At 36.6% G+C, this 24,336-nt stretch carries 29 protein-coding genes, 1 pseudogene and 1 riboswitch; of the genes and pseudogenes, 5 read left to right on the top strand and 25 right to left on the bottom strand.

Annotation, left to right across the window (positions count from 1 at the left end; translation table 11 throughout):
• The first annotated feature begins 82 nt into the window (after window positions 1-82).
• From ACQKMI_RS18825 to ACQKMI_RS18815, 3 genes are all read left to right on the top strand, one after another.
• The gene (locus ACQKMI_RS18825; protein ID WP_427491361.1) at window positions 83-274 is read left to right on the top strand and encodes a hypothetical protein; all 192 of its coding nucleotides are present in this window, start codon (window positions 83-85) and stop codon (window positions 272-274) included.
• Between the two features lie 67 nt (window positions 275-341).
• Complete coding sequence (locus ACQKMI_RS18820; protein WP_427491360.1) at window positions 342-728, top strand: hypothetical protein; 387 nt, start codon at window positions 342-344, stop codon at window positions 726-728.
• Between the two features lie 232 nt (window positions 729-960).
• On the top strand, window positions 961-1,206 hold the full coding sequence (locus ACQKMI_RS18815; protein WP_427491358.1) for a hypothetical protein: 246 nt from the start codon (window positions 961-963) through the stop codon (window positions 1,204-1,206).
• Between the two features lie 198 nt (window positions 1,207-1,404).
• Here the strand turns inward: ACQKMI_RS18815 and ACQKMI_RS18810 are convergent, their stop codons facing one another.
• From ACQKMI_RS18810 to ACQKMI_RS18795, 4 genes are all read right to left on the bottom strand, one after another.
• Entirely contained in the window at window positions 1,405-1,596 is a 192-nt protein-coding gene (locus ACQKMI_RS18810; protein ID WP_100543053.1) for a hypothetical protein, read from the bottom strand.
• 282 nt (window positions 1,597-1,878) lie between these two features.
• Entirely contained in the window at window positions 1,879-3,222 is a 1,344-nt protein-coding gene (locus tag ACQKMI_RS18805; protein WP_427491356.1) for an APC family permease, read from the bottom strand.
• Window positions 3,223-3,235: 13 nt separating this feature from the next.
• Window positions 3,236-3,952 (bottom strand): cysteine hydrolase family protein, encoded by a 717-nt coding sequence (locus ACQKMI_RS18800; protein ID WP_427491354.1) that lies wholly within the window; start codon window positions 3,950-3,952, stop codon window positions 3,236-3,238.
• 153 nt (window positions 3,953-4,105) lie between these two features.
• A riboswitch (Lysine riboswitch) is annotated at window positions 4,106-4,290 on the bottom strand.
• A 172-nt stretch (window positions 4,291-4,462) separates the two neighbouring features.
• A complete protein-coding gene (locus ACQKMI_RS18795; protein ID WP_427491353.1) occupies window positions 4,463-4,660 on the bottom strand; it encodes a hypothetical protein in 198 nt (65 codons plus the stop codon).
• Between ACQKMI_RS18795 and ACQKMI_RS18790 the strand changes: the two are divergent.
• Window positions 4,640-4,840 (top strand): annotated as a pseudogene (locus tag ACQKMI_RS18790) (tyrosine-type recombinase/integrase); the annotation flags it as partial. The gene ACQKMI_RS18795 and the pseudogene ACQKMI_RS18790 overlap by 21 nt on opposite strands.
• 476 nt (window positions 4,841-5,316) lie before the next feature.
• Here the strand turns inward: ACQKMI_RS18790 and ACQKMI_RS18785 are convergent.
• The 21 genes from ACQKMI_RS18785 to ACQKMI_RS18685 all read right to left on the bottom strand — a co-directional run bounded on the left by ACQKMI_RS18785 (window position 5,317) and on the right by ACQKMI_RS18685 (window position 23,292).
• Window positions 5,317-5,937 carry an NAD(P)-dependent oxidoreductase gene (locus ACQKMI_RS18785; protein WP_427491613.1) on the bottom strand — a complete coding sequence of 207 codons (621 nt, stop codon included), beginning with the start codon at window positions 5,935-5,937 and terminating at the stop codon, window positions 5,317-5,319.
• Window positions 5,938-6,016: 79 nt separating this feature from the next.
• Window positions 6,017-6,424, bottom strand: coding sequence for a hypothetical protein (locus ACQKMI_RS18780; protein WP_427491351.1), 408 nt, complete (start codon window positions 6,422-6,424; stop codon window positions 6,017-6,019).
• Between the two features lie 165 nt (window positions 6,425-6,589).
• A complete protein-coding gene (locus ACQKMI_RS18775; RefSeq protein WP_427491349.1) occupies window positions 6,590-6,892 on the bottom strand; it encodes a hypothetical protein in 303 nt (100 codons plus the stop codon).
• 234 nt (window positions 6,893-7,126) lie between these two features.
• Window positions 7,127-7,288, bottom strand: a complete 162-nt coding sequence (locus tag ACQKMI_RS18770; RefSeq protein WP_427491624.1) for a hypothetical protein — start codon at window positions 7,286-7,288, stop codon at window positions 7,127-7,129.
• A 116-nt stretch (window positions 7,289-7,404) separates the two neighbouring features.
• Complete coding sequence (locus tag ACQKMI_RS18765) at window positions 7,405-8,088, bottom strand: DUF1963 domain-containing protein (RefSeq protein ID WP_427491347.1); 684 nt, start codon at window positions 8,086-8,088, stop codon at window positions 7,405-7,407.
• A complete protein-coding gene (locus ACQKMI_RS18760) occupies window positions 8,078-8,653 on the bottom strand; it encodes a DNA-3-methyladenine glycosylase I (RefSeq protein WP_427491346.1) in 576 nt (191 codons plus the stop codon). The genes ACQKMI_RS18765 and ACQKMI_RS18760 overlap by 11 nt, the downstream gene beginning before the upstream one ends.
• Before the next feature lie 24 nt (window positions 8,654-8,677).
• Window positions 8,678-9,274, bottom strand: a complete 597-nt coding sequence (locus ACQKMI_RS18755) for a class I SAM-dependent methyltransferase (protein ID WP_427491344.1) — start codon at window positions 9,272-9,274, stop codon at window positions 8,678-8,680.
• Between the two features lie 64 nt (window positions 9,275-9,338).
• On the bottom strand, window positions 9,339-9,632 hold the full coding sequence (locus ACQKMI_RS18750) for a cysteine hydrolase family protein (protein WP_427491342.1): 294 nt from the start codon (window positions 9,630-9,632) through the stop codon (window positions 9,339-9,341).
• Window positions 9,633-9,863: 231 nt separating this feature from the next.
• A complete protein-coding gene (locus ACQKMI_RS18745) occupies window positions 9,864-10,055 on the bottom strand; it encodes a hypothetical protein (protein ID WP_323649640.1) in 192 nt (63 codons plus the stop codon).
• A 542-nt stretch (window positions 10,056-10,597) separates the two neighbouring features.
• On the bottom strand, window positions 10,598-12,181 hold the full coding sequence (locus tag ACQKMI_RS18740; RefSeq protein WP_427491340.1) for a right-handed parallel beta-helix repeat-containing protein: 1,584 nt from the start codon (window positions 12,179-12,181) through the stop codon (window positions 10,598-10,600).
• Window positions 12,182-12,554: 373 nt separating this feature from the next.
• Window positions 12,555-14,237, bottom strand: a complete 1,683-nt coding sequence (locus tag ACQKMI_RS18735; RefSeq protein WP_427491338.1) for a methyl-accepting chemotaxis protein — start codon at window positions 14,235-14,237, stop codon at window positions 12,555-12,557.
• Window positions 14,238-14,716: 479 nt separating this feature from the next.
• Entirely contained in the window at window positions 14,717-15,241 is a 525-nt protein-coding gene (locus ACQKMI_RS18730; protein WP_427491336.1) for a tubby C-terminal domain-like protein, read from the bottom strand.
• Window positions 15,242-15,328: 87 nt separating this feature from the next.
• Complete coding sequence (locus ACQKMI_RS18725) at window positions 15,329-16,435, bottom strand: DUF4179 domain-containing protein (protein ID WP_427491334.1); 1,107 nt, start codon at window positions 16,433-16,435, stop codon at window positions 15,329-15,331.
• Window positions 16,419-16,961, bottom strand: a complete 543-nt coding sequence (locus ACQKMI_RS18720; protein ID WP_427491332.1) for a sigma-70 family RNA polymerase sigma factor — start codon at window positions 16,959-16,961, stop codon at window positions 16,419-16,421. Before ACQKMI_RS18720 ends, ACQKMI_RS18725 begins: the two co-directional genes overlap by 17 nt.
• A gap of 268 nt (window positions 16,962-17,229) precedes the next feature.
• Complete coding sequence (locus tag ACQKMI_RS18715; RefSeq protein WP_427491330.1) at window positions 17,230-17,946, bottom strand: toast rack family protein; 717 nt, start codon at window positions 17,944-17,946, stop codon at window positions 17,230-17,232.
• Between the two features lie 154 nt (window positions 17,947-18,100).
• Window positions 18,101-18,985 (bottom strand): hypothetical protein, encoded by an 885-nt coding sequence (locus ACQKMI_RS18710; protein ID WP_427491328.1) that lies wholly within the window; start codon window positions 18,983-18,985, stop codon window positions 18,101-18,103.
• A complete protein-coding gene (locus ACQKMI_RS18705; protein ID WP_427491327.1) occupies window positions 18,969-19,502 on the bottom strand; it encodes a sigma-70 family RNA polymerase sigma factor in 534 nt (177 codons plus the stop codon). Before ACQKMI_RS18705 ends, ACQKMI_RS18710 begins: the two co-directional genes overlap by 17 nt.
• Window positions 19,503-19,593: 91 nt before the next feature.
• Window positions 19,594-19,977: an SRPBCC family protein gene (locus ACQKMI_RS18700; protein WP_427491325.1), complete on the bottom strand. Its 384-nt coding sequence runs from the start codon at window positions 19,975-19,977 to the stop codon at window positions 19,594-19,596.
• A 135-nt stretch (window positions 19,978-20,112) separates the two neighbouring features.
• The gene (locus ACQKMI_RS18695) at window positions 20,113-20,880 is read right to left on the bottom strand and encodes an ABC transporter permease (protein WP_427491611.1); all 768 of its coding nucleotides are present in this window, start codon (window positions 20,878-20,880) and stop codon (window positions 20,113-20,115) included.
• Window positions 20,881-20,924: 44 nt separating this feature from the next.
• Window positions 20,925-21,917: an ATP-binding cassette domain-containing protein gene (locus ACQKMI_RS18690; RefSeq protein ID WP_427491609.1), complete on the bottom strand. Its 993-nt coding sequence runs from the start codon at window positions 21,915-21,917 to the stop codon at window positions 20,925-20,927.
• A gap of 136 nt (window positions 21,918-22,053) precedes the next feature.
• On the bottom strand, window positions 22,054-23,292 hold the full coding sequence (locus ACQKMI_RS18685) for an MFS transporter (protein WP_427491323.1): 1,239 nt from the start codon (window positions 23,290-23,292) through the stop codon (window positions 22,054-22,056).
• A gap of 63 nt (window positions 23,293-23,355) precedes the next feature.
• Between ACQKMI_RS18685 and ACQKMI_RS18680 the strand changes: the two genes are divergently transcribed.
• Window positions 23,356-24,273, top strand: coding sequence for a LysR substrate-binding domain-containing protein (locus ACQKMI_RS18680; RefSeq protein WP_427491321.1), 918 nt, complete (start codon window positions 23,356-23,358; stop codon window positions 24,271-24,273).
• Window positions 24,274-24,336: the final 63 nt, after the last annotated feature.

Raw genomic sequence — 24,336 nt, 5'->3', positions numbered from 1 at the left:
TCAACATAAACGGTAATTAAAAAGTTAAGAATTCATTGGTATTGATGTAGAGAACTTCATGTTAAAAAGAAGGAGCGATAAAATGAAAAGACCATTTTTAAAAATTGGTCTATTACTTGTTTTTGGCGTAGTGTTTTTAACTGGAGTGCAATCATTTTTTAATCAACAGGAAATTAATTTGGTAAGTGAAAGGTGTCTAAAAGCAGGTGGAGAACCCATTGTAGAAAGAGATCTTCTTTCATTAAACTACACCTTTGCATGCCACATCAAATAATTGATTTTGATTAATGAGTTTGAATAAAATTGAGGGGTTCCTACGACTGAATTGAGTGGGTGAAATATTGAAAACGAAAAACTACTTATTATTTATAATATTGTTTAGTTTATTTTTAGTTGGTTGTAATGAGTCAGTCGTAGAAGATACTTATACTTCTAAAAAACCTGACGCAGCTGAAGCTTTAAGATTGAACAACCAAGCAAATATTTTTCAATGGGAAGGTAACATTTTCTCGACCAATATAGAATGGATCGATGAACTTGAAATTAATGAAGATAAATATATTGGTGACATACAATTTAATGCCACTAAAGCTGAGGATTTTAAGGATGGTACAGCTAACCATTTGCCAATTGGCGCAAAGATTTATTCAGCAAAAGAACGTGATGATATTTTAATCGTGAAATATGACAATGTTGTTAAACGTTATTTAGTTCAATCTGAGGGCTGATTTACTAGACTCGAATATTCACATTTTAACGCGAGGATGAGAACTTTCTATCGCTTGATTTGTGGTGATGTGTTTATCAATTCATCAGACAGATACACTCCTTTGGTGGATGTTTGTGTGAGAGCGTTCATTTTAACCAAAGGCTGTTTTCGAAAAGATTGTTGCTATTTGCGCTAGAAGTAACTGTTTCTAGTGGTAAAATTGTACAAAATGAAGGTTGAAAGGAGAATGGATGAAAAAAACTTTTAATCAGTTAGATAAGATCCAAATTGTTATTGCTATCGTCGCACTACTTCTAGCGATACTTGGGTTTATGTACGATAATTTAACAGAAATCGCATTCCTATTAATAGCAATAAATTTACTTGTTAATGAAATGCGAAGTTTTAGAAAAGACAAAAAATCCATTTTTTCATATTTGATAATAGTGATGGCGATACTAATCATCTTCCTTTCAATCCATAAGTTATTGTACTAAATGTGGCTTACTTTAAATTTAGATTCACCAGATATCTACAAAAAAAGGCAGAATTAATTCTACACGTTTTGTAGATTAAATCTGCCTTTTAATTTTAACAGCAATAATCTTTTGGAAAATAGCTTAACCAAAAGAGTAGATTCTGTCTTTTTATTTTGTTTAATGGAAATTATTCGAAGTGTTTTTGCTCATTTAGAGTTATTTATATAAATAGTCCAACGCTTGATAATCTTGCTGATAGCGTCCACCGTCCGCTACTTCAGCGTGATATAGAGCTTTTAAAGCATAATTTTTTTGTAAATCCATATCTGCCATTAACTCTTTTAGGCGATCATGCAATTCACGGTTTTCTTTCACAAGTTGCTGCATTTGTGGTTTAAAATATTTCATACTGTCTAACTCCTCAATTTATAACGTGCTTATAAGTATAACACTTTTAGCTTTTGAAAATGCACTTATATTCATTATTCTGGCTATAAAAGATTATTCAGTTAATCATGCCGTGAAGTATTGGCCTATACCCGTAAGTAAAGATATTTTATACTGCGAGTATTTTGCTTTCGTAAAAGATATTCCTGTATAAAAATAAATCAGCTACCTAACATCGATAAAAATTACCAATACTAGATAACTGACTTATTTTAGAAATTTACTCTAAGCTCTTTCGGTAATTTATAAATCCGTAAATGTTGGCGGTTTCTTTTTGAAGCCTTTCGTCGTAATGAAAGCATAAATAAAACCGATTGCAAGCCAGATAAAGCCTACCTTCAATGTCATCGGTGATAAATTAATAAATAAGTAGAAACAAATACCAAATCCTAGCCCTGGAATTAATAAGTATCGAATTATTTTCATTTCTTTTTTACGGAAGAAGTAATACACGATCACTGACAAATTGACAAACATAAATCCTGTCAGGCCTCCAAAGTTCATTAATTCTGCTACAAAATTTATTGATAAAAACAGCGCTCCTAAAACACTAATCACACACATCAATAAAATATTGTATACTGGTGTTTGATATTTTGGATGTAAACGTGTGAAAAACTTTTTCGAAAGTACCTCATCTCGCCCCATACTATACATTAAACGAGATGCACTTGCTTGTCCTGTTAAACCAGCTGTCACTGTCGATACAATAATCGCAACCGTATAAAGAGTTGCAAGAACTGCACCACCTGCTTTTTCCGCTACATCAAATAAAGCCGTATCAGCTGAACTAAAGTTTGTAACATCAGGCCAAACGAGCTGAGCTACATACGCTTGCACAATAAAAATAAGTCCTCCGATTAAACAAGCTAAAATAGCTGCCTTCCAAATATCCTCTTTTGGATTAACTGCCTCTTCTGAAAGTGTTGTAATCGAATCAAACCCCAAAAATGAGAAGCAAGCCATTGCTGCACCAGAAATAATTGCAGACATAACGAATTTTTCATCGTTGAAAAACGGGACAACAGTAAAGAGCGACGTATCACTTTCCGCACCGACAATTGTCTTTACACAAAAAATCACAAAAATAACAACTATAATTCCCATAAACATAACGAGGATTTGATTTGTTTTTGCAGCGATGCCAATACCTAGAATATTGACAGTAGTTATAATACCTGCAATTAATAACACCCATACCCAATACGGAACAAACGGCATTAATGCATTCGCATATGAAGCACCTACCATGAATACAATGAGTGGCACTAAAACATAATCCATAAACATAGCCCAACCTGCAAAAAAACCTAAATGCGGATTGATTGCACGCTGGGTATATGTATACGTTGACCCTCCATTTGGAAAAACAGCAGCCATTCGACCGTAACTATATGCAGAAAACATCATTGCAACCATCGCAATCAAGTAGGCTAATGGCAACATTCCACCTGTAGTCTCTGCTGCAAAGCCATAAATATAAGCTGGCGCAATCGGTGTCATAAAAGCAATACCATAAATGACTAAATCTTTTAATGTTAAAACACGCTTTAACTGTGGTGTATGATCATTTGGTGTTTGATTCATAGTCCATTTCCTCTCACAGATTCAGTAGTTCGCGTTTTGATAGTTCTTCCGTTACTAAATCAATTACTTCATCTGTACTCATCACTTGGCAATAAATTTGATTCATAATCATAATTTCAGCATCATGAAGCTGTTGCGTTGCAGCTGCACATGCATCTTCAACTAAAATAACTTCAAAGCCTGCGTCAGCTAAGCTTCGAACTGTTGAAGCAACACATTGATCTGTTACAACACCTGTACAAACTACTGTTTCAATGCCCATATTACGCAGTAAAAATTCATAATTCGTACCACTTAGTACGCTATCTGTCGTTTTATTTACAACAATTTCGTCATCAAGAGGCTTTAATTCATCCACCATCTCCGCTCCTGGGTCACCGATTGGTAATAAAATATTGTTCCACCCTGGTCGGCGTTGTACAGGAGAACGATCTCGTCCATCTTTATGATGGCAAGCAATGCGACCAAATGTTACTTCTAATTTATTAGTACGGAAAAAATCTAAAAGCTTTTTATTGTTCGGAATCGTTAAATTGTCGATACGATCAAAAAAGTATTCCCACTTATCAAACATGCCCTTTTCTCTTGCAACCTGCGCGTCTAATCCGTCCCGGCTAATAAACTGATGTTGCATGTCTACTATTAGTAATGCTGTTTTATCTGGGTTCACGTTTATTTTTTGACCGTCAGTCGGTAAAAATTCATAATATAATGTTGATGTATTATCCATAAAATCCCCTCCAAAATACCTCTACTTCTAAAATGTATAGACAAATAAAAAACAGACTCTTTGTACAAAAGAATCTATCTAACACAAAAATGACCTACTCATTTCTAGAAACTTAAAATGAATCGACCATTTAAAAATCCCACTGTTTGTCTAAACAGAGATAGCACAACTTCATATACACGTACGTTTACGAAGACAGTCCTGCAACTATTCGCTACAGCCCCAGTATATGATGGCGAGAACTCATCACATACTTCGGCGACACTTCCTTCTATCTAACTTCTTCATCTTCTCGGACTCCATTAGGTACTGTTAACTGCCGCGCCTCTACCTCACTATCAGAAAAGTGAGGCTTATTTAATTATTTAGAATAATTATATTATTGCATTTTTTATATGTCAACTTTAAAATCTACTATATTTTATAAGATTTATCGCGCACAACCACAAAAAAATGACAATTAAATTGATTTTAAAAATCACGAATATCAACGGCTTTTCTCCCTAATAATTATCCGCAAGCCACCCCGATTAACAATTCGATAGCCTTCGAGCGATGCCCTAACATCAATGCAGCGCCAGTAAATACAATGATAAGTACGATACCATAATCAAACACTGTCATTACTGCTTCAAATACATTACCAATAGTGGTAAAAAAGAGTGCAGCGAAAGATGTTGATGGTAATTTCGAACAATTACTACGCATGGACTACGCCATACCCACTGCTCCTTTCTGTTTGAAGCGGGCGCTGGTCTTAAAGAAATTCAAGACCGCTTGGGACATTCTGATATTAAAACGACGATGGATATTTATACGCACCTCACGCAAAAGGCGAAATCTGAGACGATTCAAAAATTCGATAATTACTTGAATGGCTCGCTTTAATATTAACTACTTTTTTTATAACCCAGTAAAACCATACGAAAGTAAAGAACACCGAAACCCCATATATACCATGGGATTTCGGTGTCCATTCAAACCTATAATTTCCATAAAACAGAGACAGTGGGAGTCAAATCCACTTCCAAATGATATGACGAAATGCTTTATGAATAAAGGGATAAATACTGAAGGTTACCCTTTTTAAATGTTACGACAATCAAATCTAATTTATTTTGAGTTATTTGAAGCAGATCACTTGCTCTCCAAAATGCTCATATAATTATTTTTTTGATTTGATTTTATTTAACTCAGTTTATTTTAGGTTGTTGAAAGCCTTTATAAATAAGACTTAATCGTACTGATTTTCACTCGGTTCAACTAATTTGATTAAGTGACTTTATCCTACTTGGATTAACGCACACCAACACCTAAGACCTTTTTATCCGCTTCTTATACTTAAGAGATAGTTGCTTAGAAATTCAGTACGCAATTCCTACACGCGATTTCACATATTCTTTACTTTGAATTTGTTGATAAGCAAACTCTGCCGTATCTGCTACAGATATTTCTCCCCCACCATCCGGTAAAAAGTCTCGTTCGATACGATATGTACCCGTGTATTCACCATCAGGTAAGTATGTAGGACAAACGATTGTCCAATCAGTGTCAGATTTCTTCAATAAATGATAGACGTTATGGTGCTCCTCTGCTGCGAAGGTTGATTTTCTTTTTGATTCGCTCGATTGATAACGTAAAATACTTGGTGTCAGACGACTTTGCAAAATTCCAGCCGTCCCAATCGTTATAATTCTTTTCACATGCGTTTTTTCCATCGCTTCAAGAATTAGCGGCATACTTTTGGTTAATGTATTGGTGCCATCCGTGTTTAATGCACTGATCACAATATCAACATTCGCCATGACATTTTCTATATCTTGTTTTTCTAATACATTCCCTTGTACGATTTGTAAATTTTCATCAATTATGTTTAGCTTATTTGGATTACGAACTAAAGCTATAACGCTATGTTCATGTTGTAAAGTTAGGGAAACAATGTGGCTACCTACACGTCCAGTGGCGCCTAACACTAAAATTCTCAGAATGATCACCTCTTTTCTTGATTATAGCACACAAATTTTCTGTAACTTTTTAGAGGTCTTTACCCATTCTTACGTGTTGTTAATGGCGATCAATAAGTCTGATATTAACAATAAACAGCTGAAGATCATTCGTTTCCGCAATACTGTTGACGATGTTTTGGATTTCGCTTTCTGTACTCTTGTCTAATTTTTCTAAATTATGTAATGATATAGTAATTACTTGATTGTTTGGAGATTCAATTAAATACCCTAACGTACTATCAGGATAATAGCCTGCTGCTCGTAACGCTACTATAATTTTTTGTGTAAAACCCGTACTTTGTAATTTTTCACCAATTTCATCAGCATAATTCATATCGGGATTTTTTTGAATAGGTCTTTCAAAAGAAGGTTGATTATACTTTATCAAAGCAGCCGTTATTACTATCAAGGAAAATAAAATAAAAAGGCTTTTTATGAACCCTCTCATATATTCTCTCCATTTCATTTTTTAATAGAATACGCTTATCTTTTTAAAACATGAATTCATCCCAAGTTCCCGATATGTACAGCAATGATCGATAATTATAATCAATTTGCCAGGCTACCCTTTCCGTGACACTTGCTGAAAGAAGTTAAAATACCTGGCAAATTTAAAACTCACCTTAAAAGTCTATTCATTTACGATGACTTTCACAACAGGTTCTAATTTTCCTACATATGCATCTCCAAGATAATCTACATCTATAACTATAGCTTGTGGCACGAAACGTTGAATGCTTTCTAAAAGACGTGCAGTATTACGTCTTTTGGCAAGCTGGAAAGGTGGAAGAGTGTCTAGTCTAAAACCAAAATCTCTGTATAAAGGGCAAGATATTACGAAAGTAGATAATATAATCGCTACATTTTGTAATATTTCATCAACGCCTGAAGCATTAAAATCAAAATTGCTTTTGGCAGTTACTTGATGTGTCATCCTATCAACCTTTCTTCTACGATACATGGAAAGATGTCTGTAATCTTTCTGAATATGAGCTTTTCATCGAAAAAAGAGCACTTTGTTTATTTATGCTAAATGCTCAAAAGTTATGAACGAAGCACACATTCATTATTGTATGTATACGATGCAATGTTTCGCTAAACAATTGCATATCGACAGATTCCACAATCATCCCGCTTCTTTGATTGGATTCCACATGCTAGTCATTATTTATCTTATTAGTGCGTAATAGATTACATACAACCAACTTAAACAACCATGTATGATTGCCCATATTATCGAATGATTGACACTCCAAGAAATAGTAATGGCTAATACCGAGCCAAAACTAATACCGCTCTTAATGACTGTTTTGTTTTCCATTTTCCTCACCTTCTTTACTCTCCTAACTTCGGAAGTATGCCTTCTCATCTTCATTCCTCCTAATCATGCCATTAATAGATGTATCACTGTAACGTTGCTGTTGGAACGTGATAATGATTTTACCGCTAATAAAAATCGCAATACACACGCCACTCATTTAGCTCACAATTAAAAAAGAAATAGAAATTCCCATTATCGACAATATTAAAATACGCTTTCCCGTCTGAGGCAATCTGAAATACAAAGGGAAACTCCTCACCGTAATCACGACCACTTTGGCAAAAAGCAGGATAGCCGCCAATTTTATGTACGGCGTATATTTCCTCAACGATATCATCGAAGTACTCAACATCCTCCTCGTGCTCTAGCCTCAATATTTCTTCCTCTACATCAGACGGAATCCCTCCGCCATCCCATGTCGGATAATCATTGTCAATCAATTTTGAAACAAGCGGGAAAGCTCGAATACGGTTATGCTGCCAATTTTGCTGGACTAAACCTTCAAGAGAAGTATATGCTCTTATTTCAAAAAAACGGCTAAGATCATCTTCTATAAGATTATCAAATATTTCTTCGTTGATAAAAAGCGTTAGTAGCTCTATATGCTTTAGTGCTGCGGGTACAAAAGGAAGCTCCTTTAAAAATAATGTAGCAAGTGGCTGAAACCCTTGTGGACATTGTTCTGTTGGTAAAGACCATCCTACATAGCCAATCCAGCTTTCAAGCAGGTCATGTGTAGGTCTAATACCACCCGTTTCAAAGATCGTTGCCTGCCTTACTAATTGAGCCTTAATATCATCAATTTTCATCAGCGGGCCCCTCACCGCGACAAATACAATCGACTACATGGTCATTTACCATTCCAGTTGCCTGCATAAACGAATAGCAAATCGTACTACCCACAAATTTAAAGCCGTCTTTTTTCAATTGCTTGCTCATCCGTTCACTCAATTCTGTTGTCGCAGGTACGTCTGCAATGGACGACCATTCATTGATGATCGGCTGATGGTCTACAAAGCTCCAAATATATTCAGAGAAGGAACCATATTGCTCCTGTATATGTAGAAAGGCTTGAGCATTCGTTACAACACTAGCAATTTTAAGCTTATTTCGTACAATGCGAGAATCCTCTCTAAGCTCCTGTAGCTTGTCCTCCGTATAGAGAATGATTTTCGAAGCATCGAACTGGTCGAAAGCTGCCCGGTAGCCCTCTCTTTTTTGTAGAATCGTCCACCAGCTAAGACCAGCTTGTGCTCCTTCTAGACAGAGCATTTCAAATAAATGCTGATCATCATAGACGGGAATACCCCATTCCTTATCATGATATTCAACATATAAAGGTTCATCTAGCTTGACCCATTCACATCTTTTCATTCATATATCCTCCATTTTTATGGTTCATTTAATCCCTGTAATACATAGCCAACCTTTTTGCGTGTTTTCTCGTATAGTAACAGTTTGAAACCCAACACTTTCAAGCAACTGCTTGATTTCAGGTTTTGTTTTATAAGCTTTCATATGATAATTAATTTTATAGAGCTCCGAAATGATGATAAACTTCCCATCGTCCTTCAACACTCTAAATACTTCCTTCACATCATTTGCTAAGTCTGGCCAAAAATAATGCGTTTGGAACGCAGTAATCGTATCGAAAAACTTATCCATGTACGGAATGCTCGAAACACTTGCTTGCGTCACGATCACTTTTCCATTTGCTACATCCATTTGATTTGTTTTCGTAGAATCTTTAACAGCCTGCGCAGAAAAGTCTATACCGTAGATTTTACCACTTGGATTCATTTTCGATAAGGATTGCAGTGTTTTTCCACCTCCACATCCAATATCTAACACAATATCGCCATCATTTACAACTTCCTGTTTCATGAGCCAAGTATTCATACCGCTATGTGCCTTATTCATAATTCGTAACATCAATGAGCCTACAAATCCTCGAGGGTTTTTAGCTTGCTCAATCAAACGTTGTAAAAGTGTCATTTCAAATTTCCCCTTTATCATTTTCACTTTCAAAAACCTGCAGAGAAGTAAGGGTTAAGGTGTCTTAAGTAGCAAGCTTTGTTAAAGCTGTTTCCTTACTTTGATCTGTAGCACCTGCGACTGCATCTCTCTCAACAGTTACAGCAAAATTTCTAGCTAGAGCCCCTTTCACAGTTGCAGTGACACACCCCTCTATAAAAACCCCCGTTACTATCAATTCGTTTATTTCATTATTTTTTAAATACGTTACTAAGCTGGGATTACTATATGCATCCGCTCTATTTTTTGAAAAACTCCCTGTTCTTTTCATCTTATCTCTATACGTTCTGAAAAATAAAAAAGTTTCAAAATTTACCATTCGAGAAGGATTTTTCAAATGATTAAATAGGCAGCCATCCTTTAAACAAAATTTAAAAAATCACAAGTGCATTTTGTAAATTCTTAGCACTTGTGATTTTAATCATCTATAAGTAGGATAAAAAAATAGAAACAATCGTTTTAAAGGTTATTATTTTTTAACATAGTTGTCATTTCGTACAAACTATATGGTATGTGTGAAAAAGCTATATTTCTTATCCTACAACATTTTCTAATTTAAATATGTATTGTTGGCAATACTTCTTTCGCGCTCGTCCATTATTAGATGGATAATAAATGCAAGTTGTTGCTCGATTCGCACATTGTTAAGATGCAGGATGTCCGCAATTGCATTTTTTTGTTTCTCCTCTAAACCTACCTTCTCAAGCATTAACATAATTTCCTCTTTTGTCAGCCCAAACATTCTTTTTTCACCTCTACTTTACTATATTATTATTTTACAATCATTATTCATATTTCTAAAACAACGAACTGGTAAATAATTCCACGAACTTTTTTTACTGATTATAGGATAACATATAGAAACATATAGAAATTAAACAATCCAAAATCTGCTTAAATGTAATAAAATTTTAACCTCTGTAAAAAATCATTGTTATTTAATACTAATTTTTAATGTAGTTCCTATATCAATAATTGTTATTCATTAATTCTATTATAGAAATAACAATTACTTTTGTCGAATTTTAACATTGTGCGCTACAGGGTAATATCACTATAAAGAAACCGTTTACATACAAATATAAATTGCTATGAACAATGATAAAGGTATCTTTGTACATATCCATCTTACTTATTTACCTCGTTATTACAGCACTTTTATCTCATAAAAAAGTAATTTCAAAATAATTGAAATTACTTATCCTTTTTCTTTATTCGGTTACTTCACTGTTTTATTAATACTATTCCCTAAGGGGGTTATATAAAATTCTGTAAATTTTCAACTTATTTTCGTAATTTCCCATCCGATATTTGGATACCATTTGTTTCCTCTTTATTTATAACACCTTGCTTTGTCTTATCGCTAGTATCGACTGGCAAGTAAACTATTCTCGATGATTCATCACTCTTCCACATTGTCTTGTTCAAATACCCTTTGATAAATAATTGACTTTTCCCCTGTACGATAGCTGGTATTTTTACAGTAGTTAGATCTGTATACACTATCTCAAGTAAAGATTGATTGGACATCGCTAAAAATGGACGAACTGCTTCATCAATCGTACAATGCACAATACGTCCCATTGACTGATCAGACCAAACGATTGCAAACGGGCCTTCATAACAGTTTTTAAATTCACTATTGGCAACTTCAAAAATAGCATCAATACAAGTAATCGCATTCCCACTAATATGTTCAAAAGTACAATTATCAGTAAAGAGTCGAGCTTTATTGATATAAATATGATGACTTTCGAGCTCTCGAATTATTGTGTTCTGGAGCGTAATCTTAGCGTGATCATTGCCATAAATACCACCTGCCTGCCCAAATTGAATCATGCACTGATTGAGCATTAGCCCACTGGAGTCAATAATCATTTGAAATTGCGGGTGTTCTTGGATATCACATTCTGTCATCGATACATCGGCTTCATTGACAACCGTAACTCCCGTCGCCTCTCCCTTTTCTATCCTACATGTACGAAACTCCACTTTACTATTTTCAATTAATAACTGCGACTTCATATGCCGATGAATTTTACAATCATACAATATCGCCTTAGATTTCTCGCCAAGATAAAGGCCATTCCCCTCTCCATCAGAGAAGATAGAATCCGTCACGAACAACTCACATTGATGAACAACCAAATGTGTGTCTTGATGTTGCTTGATTTCACAGCCATCCATCGTTAGCTTCGTGTTATCGAAAACTTGGATCCCTACATCTAGCCCTTGGTGAATAAGTGTATTCATCATTGAAATTGAACTGGAGGCTGCAACAATCTGTGCCTTTTGATGTCCATGAATTTCACAATCCACCATCTCCATTTTTACATCCCGTATTGCAAAAATGCCATTCGCTCGCCCTTCCAACAGCATGCAATTTGTCAATGCGATTTCACTATTTTGCACCATAATTTGAGCCTTAACATGTTGCTGGATCGTGCTATCCACAAGAATAACACTCGAACCATTATCAATACGTAAACCAACATGATTGACAGGACTCGCTAACACATCAACATTTTTCATCATGAGACTTCCGAAGCTTACGGTTACTTGTGTTTGCACCATCTGTTGCTCAATGACACAGTTTTCTAGCTGTAAATCTCCCTTTACATAAATACCCTGCCCTTGAGTAAAACGCAGATTTCGCATATTCACAAGTGTCTGATAGCGGATAAACACGCCACCTTTAATGGTCACATTCCCTACTCCATACAGTGTAAGCCTTTGGGAAATTTCAAAGCTCTCTTCATAGATCCCTTCCCGGATTTCAATAAAATCTCCCGGCTTTGCCTCTTGAATCGCCTGCCCAATGCTTTGGTATTTATGCATAATACCTCTCTTTACAACAAGTATTGCCATCTCCACACTCCTTATCGAAGCTTTTTCATGAAATCATGAAATTAATTGTCGGTTTTCTTTTATTTATAGCCTCATTGAACTTCCTATTATTCAATTTTGGATAAATAATTTATAACCGATTTTTATTTAGCGCGACAATACTATTTTTAAAAGGTATTTATATATATCTTTCTTGATTTCTTCCTAGCCTCTAAACGACATAATAAAATAAAACCAGCAATTACACGATTTACTCGTCAATTGCTGGTTTCATCGATTTTCAAAATTCACTTGTTACAAAACCGGAGCTTAGGCTTAATTATGTTTCGTCAACTGCTTATATTTGGTGTGCAGTTTGCTGAATGTACTCTGGATGGCATTCCGATAGACTTAATTACAATTTAAATTTCCTAACAAGGTCGTTTAAATTCTCTGCCATGTCCGCTAAATTGGCTGAGCTATTTTTGATTTCGTCCATAGAGCTTGCTGCTTGTTCGATCGTTGCTGAAGTTTCTTGGATGCCTGCAGCAGATTGTTCTGATACAGCGGCAATTTCGTCCACTGATTTATGAATCGTAACCGTATTTTGTACTACCTCTTCTAGCTTTGTCGTCATGCTATCAATGTTCGTTGACATTGAGTAAACGGCCTCTGCAATCTGGTTGAATGTTCCATTTGTAGATGCGATTTGAGCCGTACCTTTTTCAACCTCTTGATAGCCAGTTTCCAGTGAGGATGTCACAGTGTTAGAATCTTGTTGAATTTTTTGAACAATGCCCGTTATATCGTCCACTGAGACAGCTACTTGTTCGGCGAGTTTACGAACCTCGTCTGCAACGACCGCAAATCCTTTACCATGCTCCCCTGCACGAGCCGCTTCGATAGCTGCATTAAGAGCTAGTAAATTCGTTTGTGCAGCAATATCCTGAATCACAGCTACGATTTTTGAAATTTCCTGTGTTTGTTTACTGAGTTCATCCACCTTATAAACAGAATCCTTCACAATATGATGAATAGATGTCATTTGCGCAGTAGATGCGTCCATTAAACCTTGGCCCTCTTTCGTTAAAGCCATGACATGTTGGGAATATTGCTGAACATCCGTACTACTATTATTGACATCTGTCATCTTTAAGGTGAATTCTGTCATTGTTGTCGCTACATCTGATGCATTACTCGCCTGCACTTCTGTGCCACTTGCAATTTCAGTAACTGTATCGACAATTTGTTCTGTACCAGTTTTCACTTCTGTAGATGATTGCATAAGCTCTTCACTATGTGCAGCTACGTCATTGGATACTGTTTGAATTTGCTTTAATAAACGATTCAACATATCGGACATCTTATTAGTCGCTTCTGTAAGCTGTCCTACCTCATCTTTTGATTTCACAATTAGTGCTGGCTCACTTAAATCACCTTCAGCAATTTGTTGCATACGATTTGTCACAGCGATGATTGGTCTTGAAATTAATCTAGCACTTAACAATGCAATTATGATAGAAACAATAACAATCACAACACCGACGAAAATACCTGTAAGCTGCTTCGTCTCACCTGCACTGATAATGTCTGCACCAGTCGCATTAATCGATTGCTTACGATGTTCAGCTAACCCCTCAAAGCCTTCACGTATTTCCGTAGCCTTATCACTCATAGTTGCTAAATTTTTTGTTGCAAGATCGATCTGCCCTTGATCATAAACAGAAAATACTTCTTTTTCTACATAACTACTCCATTCTTTAGCCATTTCCGCAAATTTGCTGAAATCCCCCGACTCTGTTATCGATGAACGTATTTTCTCATTCTCATCAGCACGCTTTACATTATCTTCAAAAATTTTCTTATACTTTTCTTCACCAGAAAGTATATACCCTCTAGCTGCCGCAATTCTTAGCCCTATCGTCTGGGCTTCCTCATAATCTGTAATCAGTAAATGCAATTCTTCTTCTATAATTTGTTCCGTTGCGTTGTTGCTTTGCTTTACCGCATAAAAATTGTAACCTATGTATAAAACCACTACTGCTACTACAATGCTGAAGGAAAAAACGATTCTTTTACTAATTGACTTAAAATTCATTTCAAATTCTCCTTATTTTCCAATGCAATCTAAATGTGCCTTGTCCTATTTTTGCATACCATTAGTAATCTAACACTCCTTAGCGCTATTTGGATTGATTTGGAATTTTTTCTGAATTAAATGAAATAACTAGTTAATTTTTGTGTAATTTTCAGCGGATTATTGTATCCTAAATATCCAAACAATAGAACTACCTAAACAATCCACAACAGGACTTTTGACATAAAAAAAGGAACAACTCAAAAGGAAGCTGTTCCTTCAATATAAATATTAATCCCAATAATTAAACATAACATCTCCTATTGTTTTACTGTCAAAGTGTGAAATGTAAAAAAGTAGAGGGTCTGTTGTCATTTATCGCGCTATATATTAGTTTTATCGCCCAACTTTATAGATTTATCACCCAACTTTCTCATTTTATCGCCCAACTATTTCAGTTTATCGGATACTTTTTCAAATTTATCGACATCTAGCCACAATTACGCTCCTATAAACAACACGGCCTGTCCAATCGCTATAAAAAAGGCTTCATGCTGTATAGGGCTGTTGTCTTCAATTTGCAGCGTAATCTCAAAATGCGTCTCACAAAAAACAGCCTGCCAGCGTGCAATCGGTTGATTGTCAAGAGAAAATACGGACCAGTCCTCCATTTCCTTGTTCAGGTTTATTTTTTGTGCTCCATCTGTGATGATTAAATCAGGAATCATAATTTGCCAGCCATCATAGGCAATCATATACTCTTTGCCTGTAACGAAATCTTTCCCTCGAAAATGCACTCGCCCACGACGCGACATCTTCTTACATGTGAAAAGAGGCTGACCAGCGACATCGCTGACATCGAAACGTACAAAATAACGATAGTCCATCGTGCGGTCAAACGCCTTCTTCAATCCATTCGAATAAACACGTTGAACAGTAGACGATACTTCGCCCGCTTCATTTAAAATTGCGACTGAATCTGTTGACTCAATGGCCGCTGATTGTTTATATGTATAAATCTTCAATCCGTTCGCTCCTTCATTCAGTTGCTCCCTATAAATTAACATAAAATAAGCGCCAAATACAAAGGTAGTATTTGACGCTTTGAATGTTTATTTAGTTTGCTTAGGTACTTCGACTGTGAATGGTTGGAACTTCACTTCTTTTAGTGCTGACTTATCAAATGGTATTTTTGTTTCTACACCATCTTTATCCATTTGTACGCCACCTCCGTCTGAAGGAAGCGCTAAATAAGGGGTAATCGTTAATTTTTGAACATCTTCCGAAATCGGGTCAAAGGACTTGATGCTACTAAAGTTCCATACACCATTATCGAAATGACCTTCTCCTCCACCAGAATGCGATGTAATTTCCTTGCCATTCTGATCGGTAATACGGAACTCTATAAACGATGCACTTAATTGTGGATTATCAATTGACCCCTTTTCAGTGGCTTTATAGTCAAGTGCTATACCTGATGGGCTTAATGAAATTTTGGACACATCCAGTTGAATGCCCTCTGCTTGCTGCTGATGATTAACCGGAACATAAATAGAATCCGAAATCTTTTTAACGGGAACTGCATATTTCCATTTTTCCCCTTCTTCACCTTTTAACATTAAGCCCATTTCAAAAGAATCCGGCATGCTCTCTTTCACATCAAATCTGGCGATACCTGTACGAACCGTTGGACTTATAACTTTTTCTCCATAGCTTCCAGAACCTGTTTCAGGAGTTTCACCATTAATTGTCAAGTCAAATCCTGCCCCGAAGTACTCATCACTTAATTCCTTTTCAGAATCAATTGTAAGTCCTACCGTAATATTAGACGCGTCATAAAGGACTTCGTCTACCGTTACGGAAATACCGTTAATTGTTTGTTTTTCTCCAATAGTGCTTGTTAACCCTTGTTCACTTGCCTGTTTTAGCCCAAGGAAGCCAGAGTTACTGAATACCGACCCGACAATTGGTAGCTGTGATAATGTACTTGCGAAAGTTGGTGAAACATAGGCGGCGGAACCTACCATAATACTAAATGCGGCTGCCGCACTTGCTACATATAATAATGGTTTACGTTTGCTTTTTCTTTTCATTTGAATAGGGGCTTGACTCATATTTGATTGCTCCTCTGCTTGTTGGATTCCTTTGGTAATTGCTGCTCTTACCTCATCTCTTGGGAATTCTGGAAGGGTACCGTTTTCATTAAATAGCTTTTTCATTGAACGTTGCACTCCTTTCTAATTCTCGCTTTAATTGCTTTTTCCCACGATGCAAATACGTTTTAATAGTGCTAACTGGCTTTTCCATTACTTCTGAAATTTCTTTAATCGATAAATCGCGATAATAAAATAAAATGATGGCCATTTGCTGTGAATGATTCAAATGCTGTATAGCATCCGATAAATCGATTGGATTCGCCATAACATTTTCTTGCTCCTGTAAACGATTTAATAATTCACTTTCTTCATAAGGAATGATTTTCTGCCCTTTTTTTAGTAACCGGTAGCACTCATGTATTAAAATTCGAAACAGCCATGTAGAAAAAAATTCCGGATTCTTTAGCTGATGAACGGTTAGATAAGCTTTACATGCCGCTTCTTGAATAGCATCTAGTGCATCCTCTTTTTGGCCAACATAAGAAAGCGCGGTATAAAATAATTTTTCTTCCTCTAGAATGAGTAGCTGCTCAAACGCTTCCTTATTCCCTGCAATAGCCTGTTTGACGATCGATAAGTCATGTTCCACGCTGTTCCCTCCTCTCAATACTTAGAGTCAATAACCCAATGAAAAGGTTTCACTTTGATAAAATTCTTTATATAAATAGATCAAACTGGCTCTGCCTCAAATATTGAGGTGACGTTCAATCCGTCACTTTGGCTCTTCTTTCGTGCATGTTATTCGTTCTATCCACGACTCTGGCTCTTCTATCTTGCACTTTAATCATTCTATCCGTCACCTTTGTTTCTACAAAAAAAGTAGACTACTTCATCTAAGTAGCCTACTAAACTTTTCTTTATTTATCCAATTTAAAAGTAACCTCGCCAATGCCCATCTCTGAGTTGACCTCTATTATTACATCTGCTTTATCATACGCTTCGTTTACATAAACCCCTTTGCCTTTAGAAATGAAGCCTTCTATATTTGAACTGCCGATGCCTTCTTCCGTCGTAAGCTTTACCCCAACTTTTGACGGTAAAATGACAGTAGTTTCCCCAACACCCGTTTCAATATTCGTTTCGAAGCTTTTTTTCCAATCGCCACCTAAATTCACATCGAGATCGCCAACGCCCGTATCAATATTTAATTTTTCTAGCTGCAACCCTTGCAAATCTAGCTTTGCATCCGACGCGCCCGTTTCGATTGAGAGATCCATTGGAATATCTTCATTCAGTTCGATATCCCATATATTTTTTATTTTCCCAAAACGCACGCTAGTAGAACCTTTATGTTCAATTGTTACTTTTCCTGTCTGGCCGCGTAAATCATATTTTACTTTTGGTGCAAATTTATCAATATTGTATTGAGCCGTACCTTCAACCCAATCCTTAGCACCCTTTTTAACTATTATCTCTCCAATGCCAAGTTGTAATTCAACATCCAACTTTTCTGCTTTATCCTTTTCAACTAGGATCGTTTCATCTTTTGTTTTACCTGGTACGACTGAGTTACACCCCGATAACGCAATTAATGAAGCACCTATAACCAAACCAAATCCTAAAAATTTTTTCAATGTAATTTCCTCCCGCTATATAATCTTCCAATAAATTCATTATATAGGAATATACATTAATAAATACGACCTTCAGCTTTAAATTCATCTAAGACCTAAGACGTACTGAGGATTTATATGATGGTTATGCCACCCGAATACAGCTTTTTAAATCTTAATAGGTGAAAATTTGCATATTTTTATAAAGATCGTATGTTTTTCCTTCATGATCCAATGCATGTATCACCAATTGTGAAGTATATTTTTCTGATTGAAGAGGGACTGATACTAGGTGTGCTTTATTCGAATCAACTGCTATCTCATCTCGCTCAGTTCCAGTGTCTATTATCAATTTTTCAATGTTATGATTGTTAAGTAAAGGAATAACAATAAAGTGAACCTCTTTCAAATAAATCGCATTCATGGTATCTAATTCACTCTGTATATTGAAATCCAATGCATAGCCTTTTCCATCATGCTTGAAAATGGAAATACCTTGAAAGCCATTCTCCGAAAAATAGCCCATTCTATACGGATGAATCGTTATTGTATCATTCATTTTTACCGTATTAGGATGAAATGGACCCCATTTTATAGCATTTTGAATGTCCGCTTCATTCTGTACGTAAATGCGGTATCCAATTCGTTCAGACATATTCCCCAAAATGGCAATAATAATGATGATACATAGTAATACACGCCAAAACCATTTTTTCATGAAAGCAAATAATGCGAAAATAAATAAAAAGACCGAACACAGTAATCCTACTACCATCCAAGGTTGTGTTAATACGCTATAGTCTTTCACCCTTCCAGACTTTTCTGGATAAAGATTTGAATCGGTAAGCGCCGTCGTCATTGGTTGGCTATCATGTTGAAAAATCATCATCTTTAAGCCAATGATCAGACAAGCTGATACGACTACTGTTAGGATAATTGGGATTAATGGTGTTCGCTTCTTCGTTTTTTGATGAATTTTTTGAAACGTTTTTACATGGCTATCGTCAGCGAATTTACCTTCCTTATACATGTTATTGATGGCATTACGAATCTGATCCATATTCGAATCCCTCCTCCAGTAACGTGAAGCCAACCATTTGACGTGCTCGCCTTAATCGTGTTTTCACCGTGTTTTCTGGTAGCTTTAGCAGTTTCGCAATGTTCTTTAAAGGAAACTCTGCAAAGTGAAATAGTAGTAGTACATCTTTGTATTTCGTTGGAAGTTTTTCAATCGATGCCACTAGCAATGCATCCGTTTCACCCAGCAATACTTCCTCTTCAGGATTATCGGATAAGCTCTTTAATTTGCTCCAGTAATCAATAAATTGTATTTTTTTATAGCGCCAGCTTGAAAGATAACTATGACACTTGTTAATCGCAATGCGATATAAGTAGGTTTTGACGGAAGCTTCTTCACGAAATTGCTCCATTTTCTCGTAATAGTTAACAAACGTATCCTGGACCAAATCCTCTGCTACTGCCCAATCTAGAACATATGTAAAACAAACGCGTAATAAATAATCTCCGTACATTGTCATAGCTCTAGATAAGTGAGCGTCCTTCTGTTCTTTTAACATGTTGCTCGCCCCCACAAAAGCATTTACAGTTAGACTGCTGAACAATGAAAAAGTTTCATGAAAAAATCAATTTTCCCATGAAACTTACATGTTAAAGAGAATCATTTCCCTCCACTAAAGCTTTTAAGTTAGCGAGAGAAGCCTCATAACCGCTCGTATTAAAAGTGACCGTGGTGCCATTTTGTTCTTCCTCTAATAAAATAGAGATCAGTGATTCTTCGATACTTAAGTAAAATGAAAATTCTCGATTCGGCGTTACATGTTTAATCGTTAACACCATTGGTAATTTCTCTGCAAGCTGATTCTGTTCATTCGGCAGTATCGTGAAAATAATATCTGTTCCAGCCTCTAATTTAGGGATTTCCCAAGTTGAATCTTGGGCGTACCATTGCGACAATAGCTGCTCCTCTGTGACAGCTCCCCAAACTGTAGCAACACTTGCATCAATCCAAATTGAACTTTTTTCTTGATCCATCCTTGCATTCCTCCGTTTGCTGAACTTATTCCTTTTCCCTTCATTTTATCCTATTATTGGAATTAACAACACCAAGAAATAAAAAAGTGTGTTTTGACAATTACTTGCTCAAAGCACACTTTTTTAGGCCTTTTCTTATGTTCTACGCATATACGCTTTCACTGTTAGTGGCGCAAAGATAGCGACAACCACTGCAGCTCCAATGAGTGAGGCTGATAAATCCCAACCTATTGTTCCTGAGTTCGTCAGTTCTCTGACAGCCGTCACAAGATGTGAAATCGGATTAATTTTCACAAACCATTGTAGGAAATCTGGCAAAGTTTCTGCTGGAACAAAAGCATTAGAAAGAAATGTTAGTGGAAATAGAACGAGCATAGAAATTCCCTGTACACTCGAAGCTGTTCGGGCAATAACACCAAAGAAGGCAAAGATCCAGCTTATGGCCCAGGCACATACAATGACTAAAAGCCCGGCAAGTACAACGTGTTCCAATCCACCTTCTGGTCGATACCCCATGATATATCCCATAGTAAAAGTAAGTACCGTTGCAATTGTATAACGAATGGTATCCGCCAATAGGGCCCCTGCCAATGGCGCAATGCGTGCGATTGGTAATGATTTAAATCGGTCGAACACTCCTTTATCCATATCTTCCCGTAACTGAACGCCTGTGACGATAGAGGTAGTGATGACAGTCTGCACGAGAATCCCTGGAATAATGACTGGTAAATAGTTTTGCACATTCCCCGAAATGGCTCCCCCAAAAATGTAGGTGAACATCAGCGTGAAAATAATCGGCTGAAGCGTTACATCGAACAACTGCTCAGGCGTACGTCGGATTTTTAATACACCGCGGTAGGCCATCGTGAGCGAATTTCTTATAGATTGATTGATACTTGGCATGCGTAACAATCCACGTCCAACTGGAGATTTTATCGTATTACTTTTCATACTCTTTCCTCCTCAAGTTGGGGGGCATTTTCTTTCACATCATTACCAGTGATTGTTAAAAACACTTCATCTAAGGTCGGTTTTTGTACACTAAACTCGTCAAGTTGAATTCCTTTTTGACGAAGGGCAATCAGTAAATCCGTCACCCGGTCAACATCAGCCATTGGGGCCGTAATTTTCCCGACATCCTGTGAAATGGTTGTTTTCACTTGGAGTATATGTTCTACTGTTTCACGAGCAGCCAACATTTCCTGTGAATTTTGAATGCTCAAATGTAAGGATGAAGTACCAACAGATGCTTTTAGCTCATCGACTGTCCCTTCCGCAACCACGCGCCCATGATCTATAACCGCAAGCCTATCCGCCAGCTCATCTACCTCTTGCAAATACTGTGTCGTTAACAGCACAGTTGACCCTGTATCTACTAAACGACGAATAGTATCCCACATTTGATTACGTGTACGTGGATCTAGCCCCGTCGTCGGCTCATCTAAGAAAATCAACGGTGGCTGTGCGATCAGACTTGCTGCCAAATCCAAGCGACGACGCATACCACCAGAGAAATTTTTCAAAGGACGTTTAGCAGCTTCTGTTAAACCGAACTCTTCCAGTAATTCAGCTGCTTTATTCCGGGCCTCTGTACGTCCCAACCCTAGTAAACGAGAGAAGATTATTAAATTTTCCGTTGCACTAAGTGACTCGTCAACTGAAGCATACTGACCAGTGACGCCAATTAATTGACGTACAATATGTGGCTCTTTCACTATGTCATAACCAAATATTCTTGCCGACCCTGCATCTGCTCTTAGAAGGGTCGCTAGCATTCTAATAGTAGTTGTCTTTCCTGCTCCGTTAGGACCAAGTACACCATAGATCGTGCCAGAACGGACGTTTAGATCGACACCATCAACAGCTCGATTTCCTCCAAAATGTTTGACTAGGCCACGTGCTTCAATAGCCCACTCACTATTCTCTAACGGGCTTTTCATTCTATTCACATTCCCCAATACTATTCCTCCCTCATTCATTACCATCAGTTTTATAGAAATTTGTCTATAAACGGATAATACAACAAGTTTATGAACTGAGTGTGAAGCGAATAATCTACGTCACTCATTTTATTTGTTACAGAATTTCCGAACTAATCTTTGTAGTTTTAGTTGACCTATGTAAATTAACTGCACCTAGCGCTACAAAAGCTGCGACAATATCGAAGGCCAATTGATAACTTGAGAAAAAAGTGACCATGAATCCAAATAATGTAGGCGCAATGACGATAAAAAATTGATTTAGCGTCAAAGCAGCACTTACAGTTAGACCCACATATTGTGGATTCGATTGCTCGGTCACACAGGCGATAAACAATGAATACCAGCCAAGTGCTATGAATCCTAAAATAAAACTAAATAATAGCATCAACAATTTCGCATGTATCATATATGGCAATATGACTGTAAGAATAACTGCACTAGCCATTACGATCATTAAAAAATATTCCCGCTTCTGCGCAAAAAATTGATCACTTATCCAAGCAATGGCTACCCTGCCAATCATCCCACCGATTAATACAAGGCTTAAATATTGCCCTGCCTCTGTTAAGGTATAGCCTCCTTCTTGATGTAAATAACTCATAAAATGCGCAACGAGTATCATTTGTAAGGTCATCATCACGATTCCTACAATATAAATTGGATATAAACTCTTATTATTTTTAATGGCTGTGAGCTTCTCTTTAAAAGTGACAGATGTTGTAGCTACTGCTACACGTTCTTTAGGCTCTTGGTAAATCAGTAAAAAGAGCAGTCCGCCAGCAATTGCTACGAATCCTTGCACAAGATGCACCGATGACAGACTATAATGATAGTACATATAAGTGAGAATGACTGATGCTAGCGCTCCACCGATTGGAATACCTGTTTGTCGAATGCCTATCGCCAGCCCACGATGTTTGTCTGGAAACCATTTCACAATCGCCGTGCTTCCCCCAGTTTGCGCACTGCCGTACCATACACCTACGATTAATAATAAAAATAACAACACCACATAATTATTGACCAACATGAGTAGTAAAGCCGAGAGCCCTAATAATATAGAACCCCATCCGATGATTTGTTTTTCTCCTCTTTTATCCATTAAATAACCGAACAGAATCATCGAGAAGATTGGGCCAATATTAACGGCAGAGACGATAAAACCTGTTTGTAGCGATGATAAATTCCATTCAATTTGATAAAATGTGGCGATTGGTCCCATGCCGTACGTCACAAAAGTTGCCGCAGTTTGAGACAGCGTAGCCACTAATACAATGACCCATTTATAATATGTATTCATAAAAATTCCTCCTGTGCTCTTACACTGATTCATAATAACTTTACGTATTTGAGTTTACGCTTCCCCTATGAATGCGTAAAATGGAGGAAAGTGATAGTGGCTATCAAAAAATTTTATAGGTGTGTGACATACAACATGAACATAGAAGAAATAGCATTAAAAATTGAGATTTTGGAGAGGCAAAATCTTAGTAAATCCGCTGAAATAACGAATTATACTCAATCTGCCTTAACCTCTAAAGTGAAGAAAATGGAGGCAGAAATTGGTCAGGAAGTGTTTAAGCGTACACCGCAGGGCTTGAAGATTACAAATGTAGGGACACAATATTTAAAATTTTTAAAGCTAATGACACAGGAATACGATGAATTTTTACAAGAAATTGGTTCGGCACAAACAAATTCAAAAATTAACTTCGGCACTTCTCATACAACGATCAAAATTTATGGTGCATCCATTATGAATGCCTTGCAAATTAATAATATTCCGTTAGATGTAGATTTCACTGTAGAATCGAGCACTTCCTTAAATGAAAAAATACATAATACTGAAGCCGATTGTGCACTGACGAGTAATCCTATTAAACACTACCCTGATTTAAATTATGACAGGATTGCATCAGAAACATTTGAAGTCATTTCGAACAATTCACATATTATTAATTTTGAGGAAGGTTCACCTATTACATTACTTGTGTTGAGCAAAGGCTGTATGTATACTCGTGCATTGGTGGAGTGGTTAAATAAGAATCAAGTGCCATTTACAATGAAAGAAATAAAATCGGTAAGTAGTATCCTTGATTTCCTACAAATAGACAACACGATAGCTGTGCTAAATACGAAACTGATTGACCTTTATAACTACTCCAACATTCACTATTACGATTTGCCACAGCTAAACAAAATCATCGAAACTGTCTTTATTTACAAGAAGAACGAAAGTCAACAATCTTCTATTTTTCAATTAAAACATGTGATTGAATCATTGTTGCTGGAAGACCCTATTGAACGAAGCTAGTTCGATAGGGTCTAAATTGATATATCGGAACAAATTTGTGATTTATCGGAACATTTTTTAAAA

This window comes from Lysinibacillus sp. NPDC097214 (assembly GCF_050277945.1).
Classification (GTDB): domain Bacteria; phylum Bacillota; class Bacilli; order Bacillales_A; family Planococcaceae; genus Lysinibacillus; species Lysinibacillus xylanilyticus_B.
The sequence above is the reverse complement of the archived record's forward strand: the minus strand, read 5'-3'. Positions and strand labels throughout refer to the sequence as shown.

Bases quoted from the DNA above. Each gene is read 5' to 3' on its own strand.
- ACQKMI_RS18825 (WP_427491361.1), top strand. From the start codon at position 83: ATGAAAAGACCATTTTTAAAAATTGGTCTATTACTTGTTTTTGGCGTA.
- ACQKMI_RS18815 (WP_427491358.1), top strand. From the start codon at position 961: ATGAAAAAAACTTTTAATCAGTTAGATAAGATCCAAATTGTTATTGCT.
- ACQKMI_RS18810 (WP_100543053.1), bottom strand. From the start codon at position 1,596: ATGAAATATTTTAAACCACAAATGCAGCAACTTGTGAAAGAAAACCGT.
- ACQKMI_RS18805 (WP_427491356.1), bottom strand. From the start codon at position 3,222: ATGAATCAAACACCAAATGATCATACACCACAGTTAAAGCGTGTTTTA.
- ACQKMI_RS18800 (WP_427491354.1), bottom strand. From the start codon at position 3,952: ATGGATAATACATCAACATTATATTATGAATTTTTACCGACTGACGGT.
- ACQKMI_RS18795 (WP_427491353.1), bottom strand. From the start codon at position 4,660: ATGCGTAGTAATTGTTCGAAATTACCATCAACATCTTTCGCTGCACTC.
- ACQKMI_RS18780 (WP_427491351.1), bottom strand. From the start codon at position 6,424: ATGAAATGGAGAGAATATATGAGAGGGTTCATAAAAAGCCTTTTTATT.
- ACQKMI_RS18775 (WP_427491349.1), bottom strand. From the start codon at position 6,892: ATGACACATCAAGTAACTGCCAAAAGCAATTTTGATTTTAATGCTTCA.
- ACQKMI_RS18765 (WP_427491347.1), bottom strand. From the start codon at position 8,088: ATGAAAATTGATGATATTAAGGCTCAATTAGTAAGGCAGGCAACGATC.
- ACQKMI_RS18760 (WP_427491346.1), bottom strand. From the start codon at position 8,653: ATGAAAAGATGTGAATGGGTCAAGCTAGATGAACCTTTATATGTTGAA.
- ACQKMI_RS18755 (WP_427491344.1), bottom strand. From the start codon at position 9,274: ATGACACTTTTACAACGTTTGATTGAGCAAGCTAAAAACCCTCGAGGA.
- ACQKMI_RS18750 (WP_427491342.1), bottom strand. From the start codon at position 9,632: ATGGTAAATTTTGAAACTTTTTTATTTTTCAGAACGTATAGAGATAAG.
- ACQKMI_RS18745 (WP_323649640.1), bottom strand. From the start codon at position 10,055: ATGTTTGGGCTGACAAAAGAGGAAATTATGTTAATGCTTGAGAAGGTA.
- ACQKMI_RS18740 (WP_427491340.1), bottom strand. From the start codon at position 12,181: ATGGCAATACTTGTTGTAAAGAGAGGTATTATGCATAAATACCAAAGC.
- ACQKMI_RS18735 (WP_427491338.1), bottom strand. From the start codon at position 14,237: ATGAATTTTAAGTCAATTAGTAAAAGAATCGTTTTTTCCTTCAGCATT.
- ACQKMI_RS18725 (WP_427491334.1), bottom strand. From the start codon at position 16,435: ATGAAAAAGCTATTTAATGAAAACGGTACCCTTCCAGAATTCCCAAGA.
- ACQKMI_RS18710 (WP_427491328.1), bottom strand. From the start codon at position 18,985: ATGGATCAGATTCGTAATGCCATCAATAACATGTATAAGGAAGGTAAA.
- ACQKMI_RS18705 (WP_427491327.1), bottom strand. From the start codon at position 19,502: ATGTTAAAAGAACAGAAGGACGCTCACTTATCTAGAGCTATGACAATG.
- ACQKMI_RS18700 (WP_427491325.1), bottom strand. From the start codon at position 19,977: ATGGATCAAGAAAAAAGTTCAATTTGGATTGATGCAAGTGTTGCTACA.
- ACQKMI_RS18695 (WP_427491611.1), bottom strand. From the start codon at position 20,880: ATGCCAAGTATCAATCAATCTATAAGAAATTCGCTCACGATGGCCTAC.
- ACQKMI_RS18690 (WP_427491609.1), bottom strand. From the start codon at position 21,917: ATGAAAAGCCCGTTAGAGAATAGTGAGTGGGCTATTGAAGCACGTGGC.
- ACQKMI_RS18685 (WP_427491323.1), bottom strand. From the start codon at position 23,292: ATGAATCAGTGTAAGAGCACAGGAGGAATTTTTATGAATACATATTAT.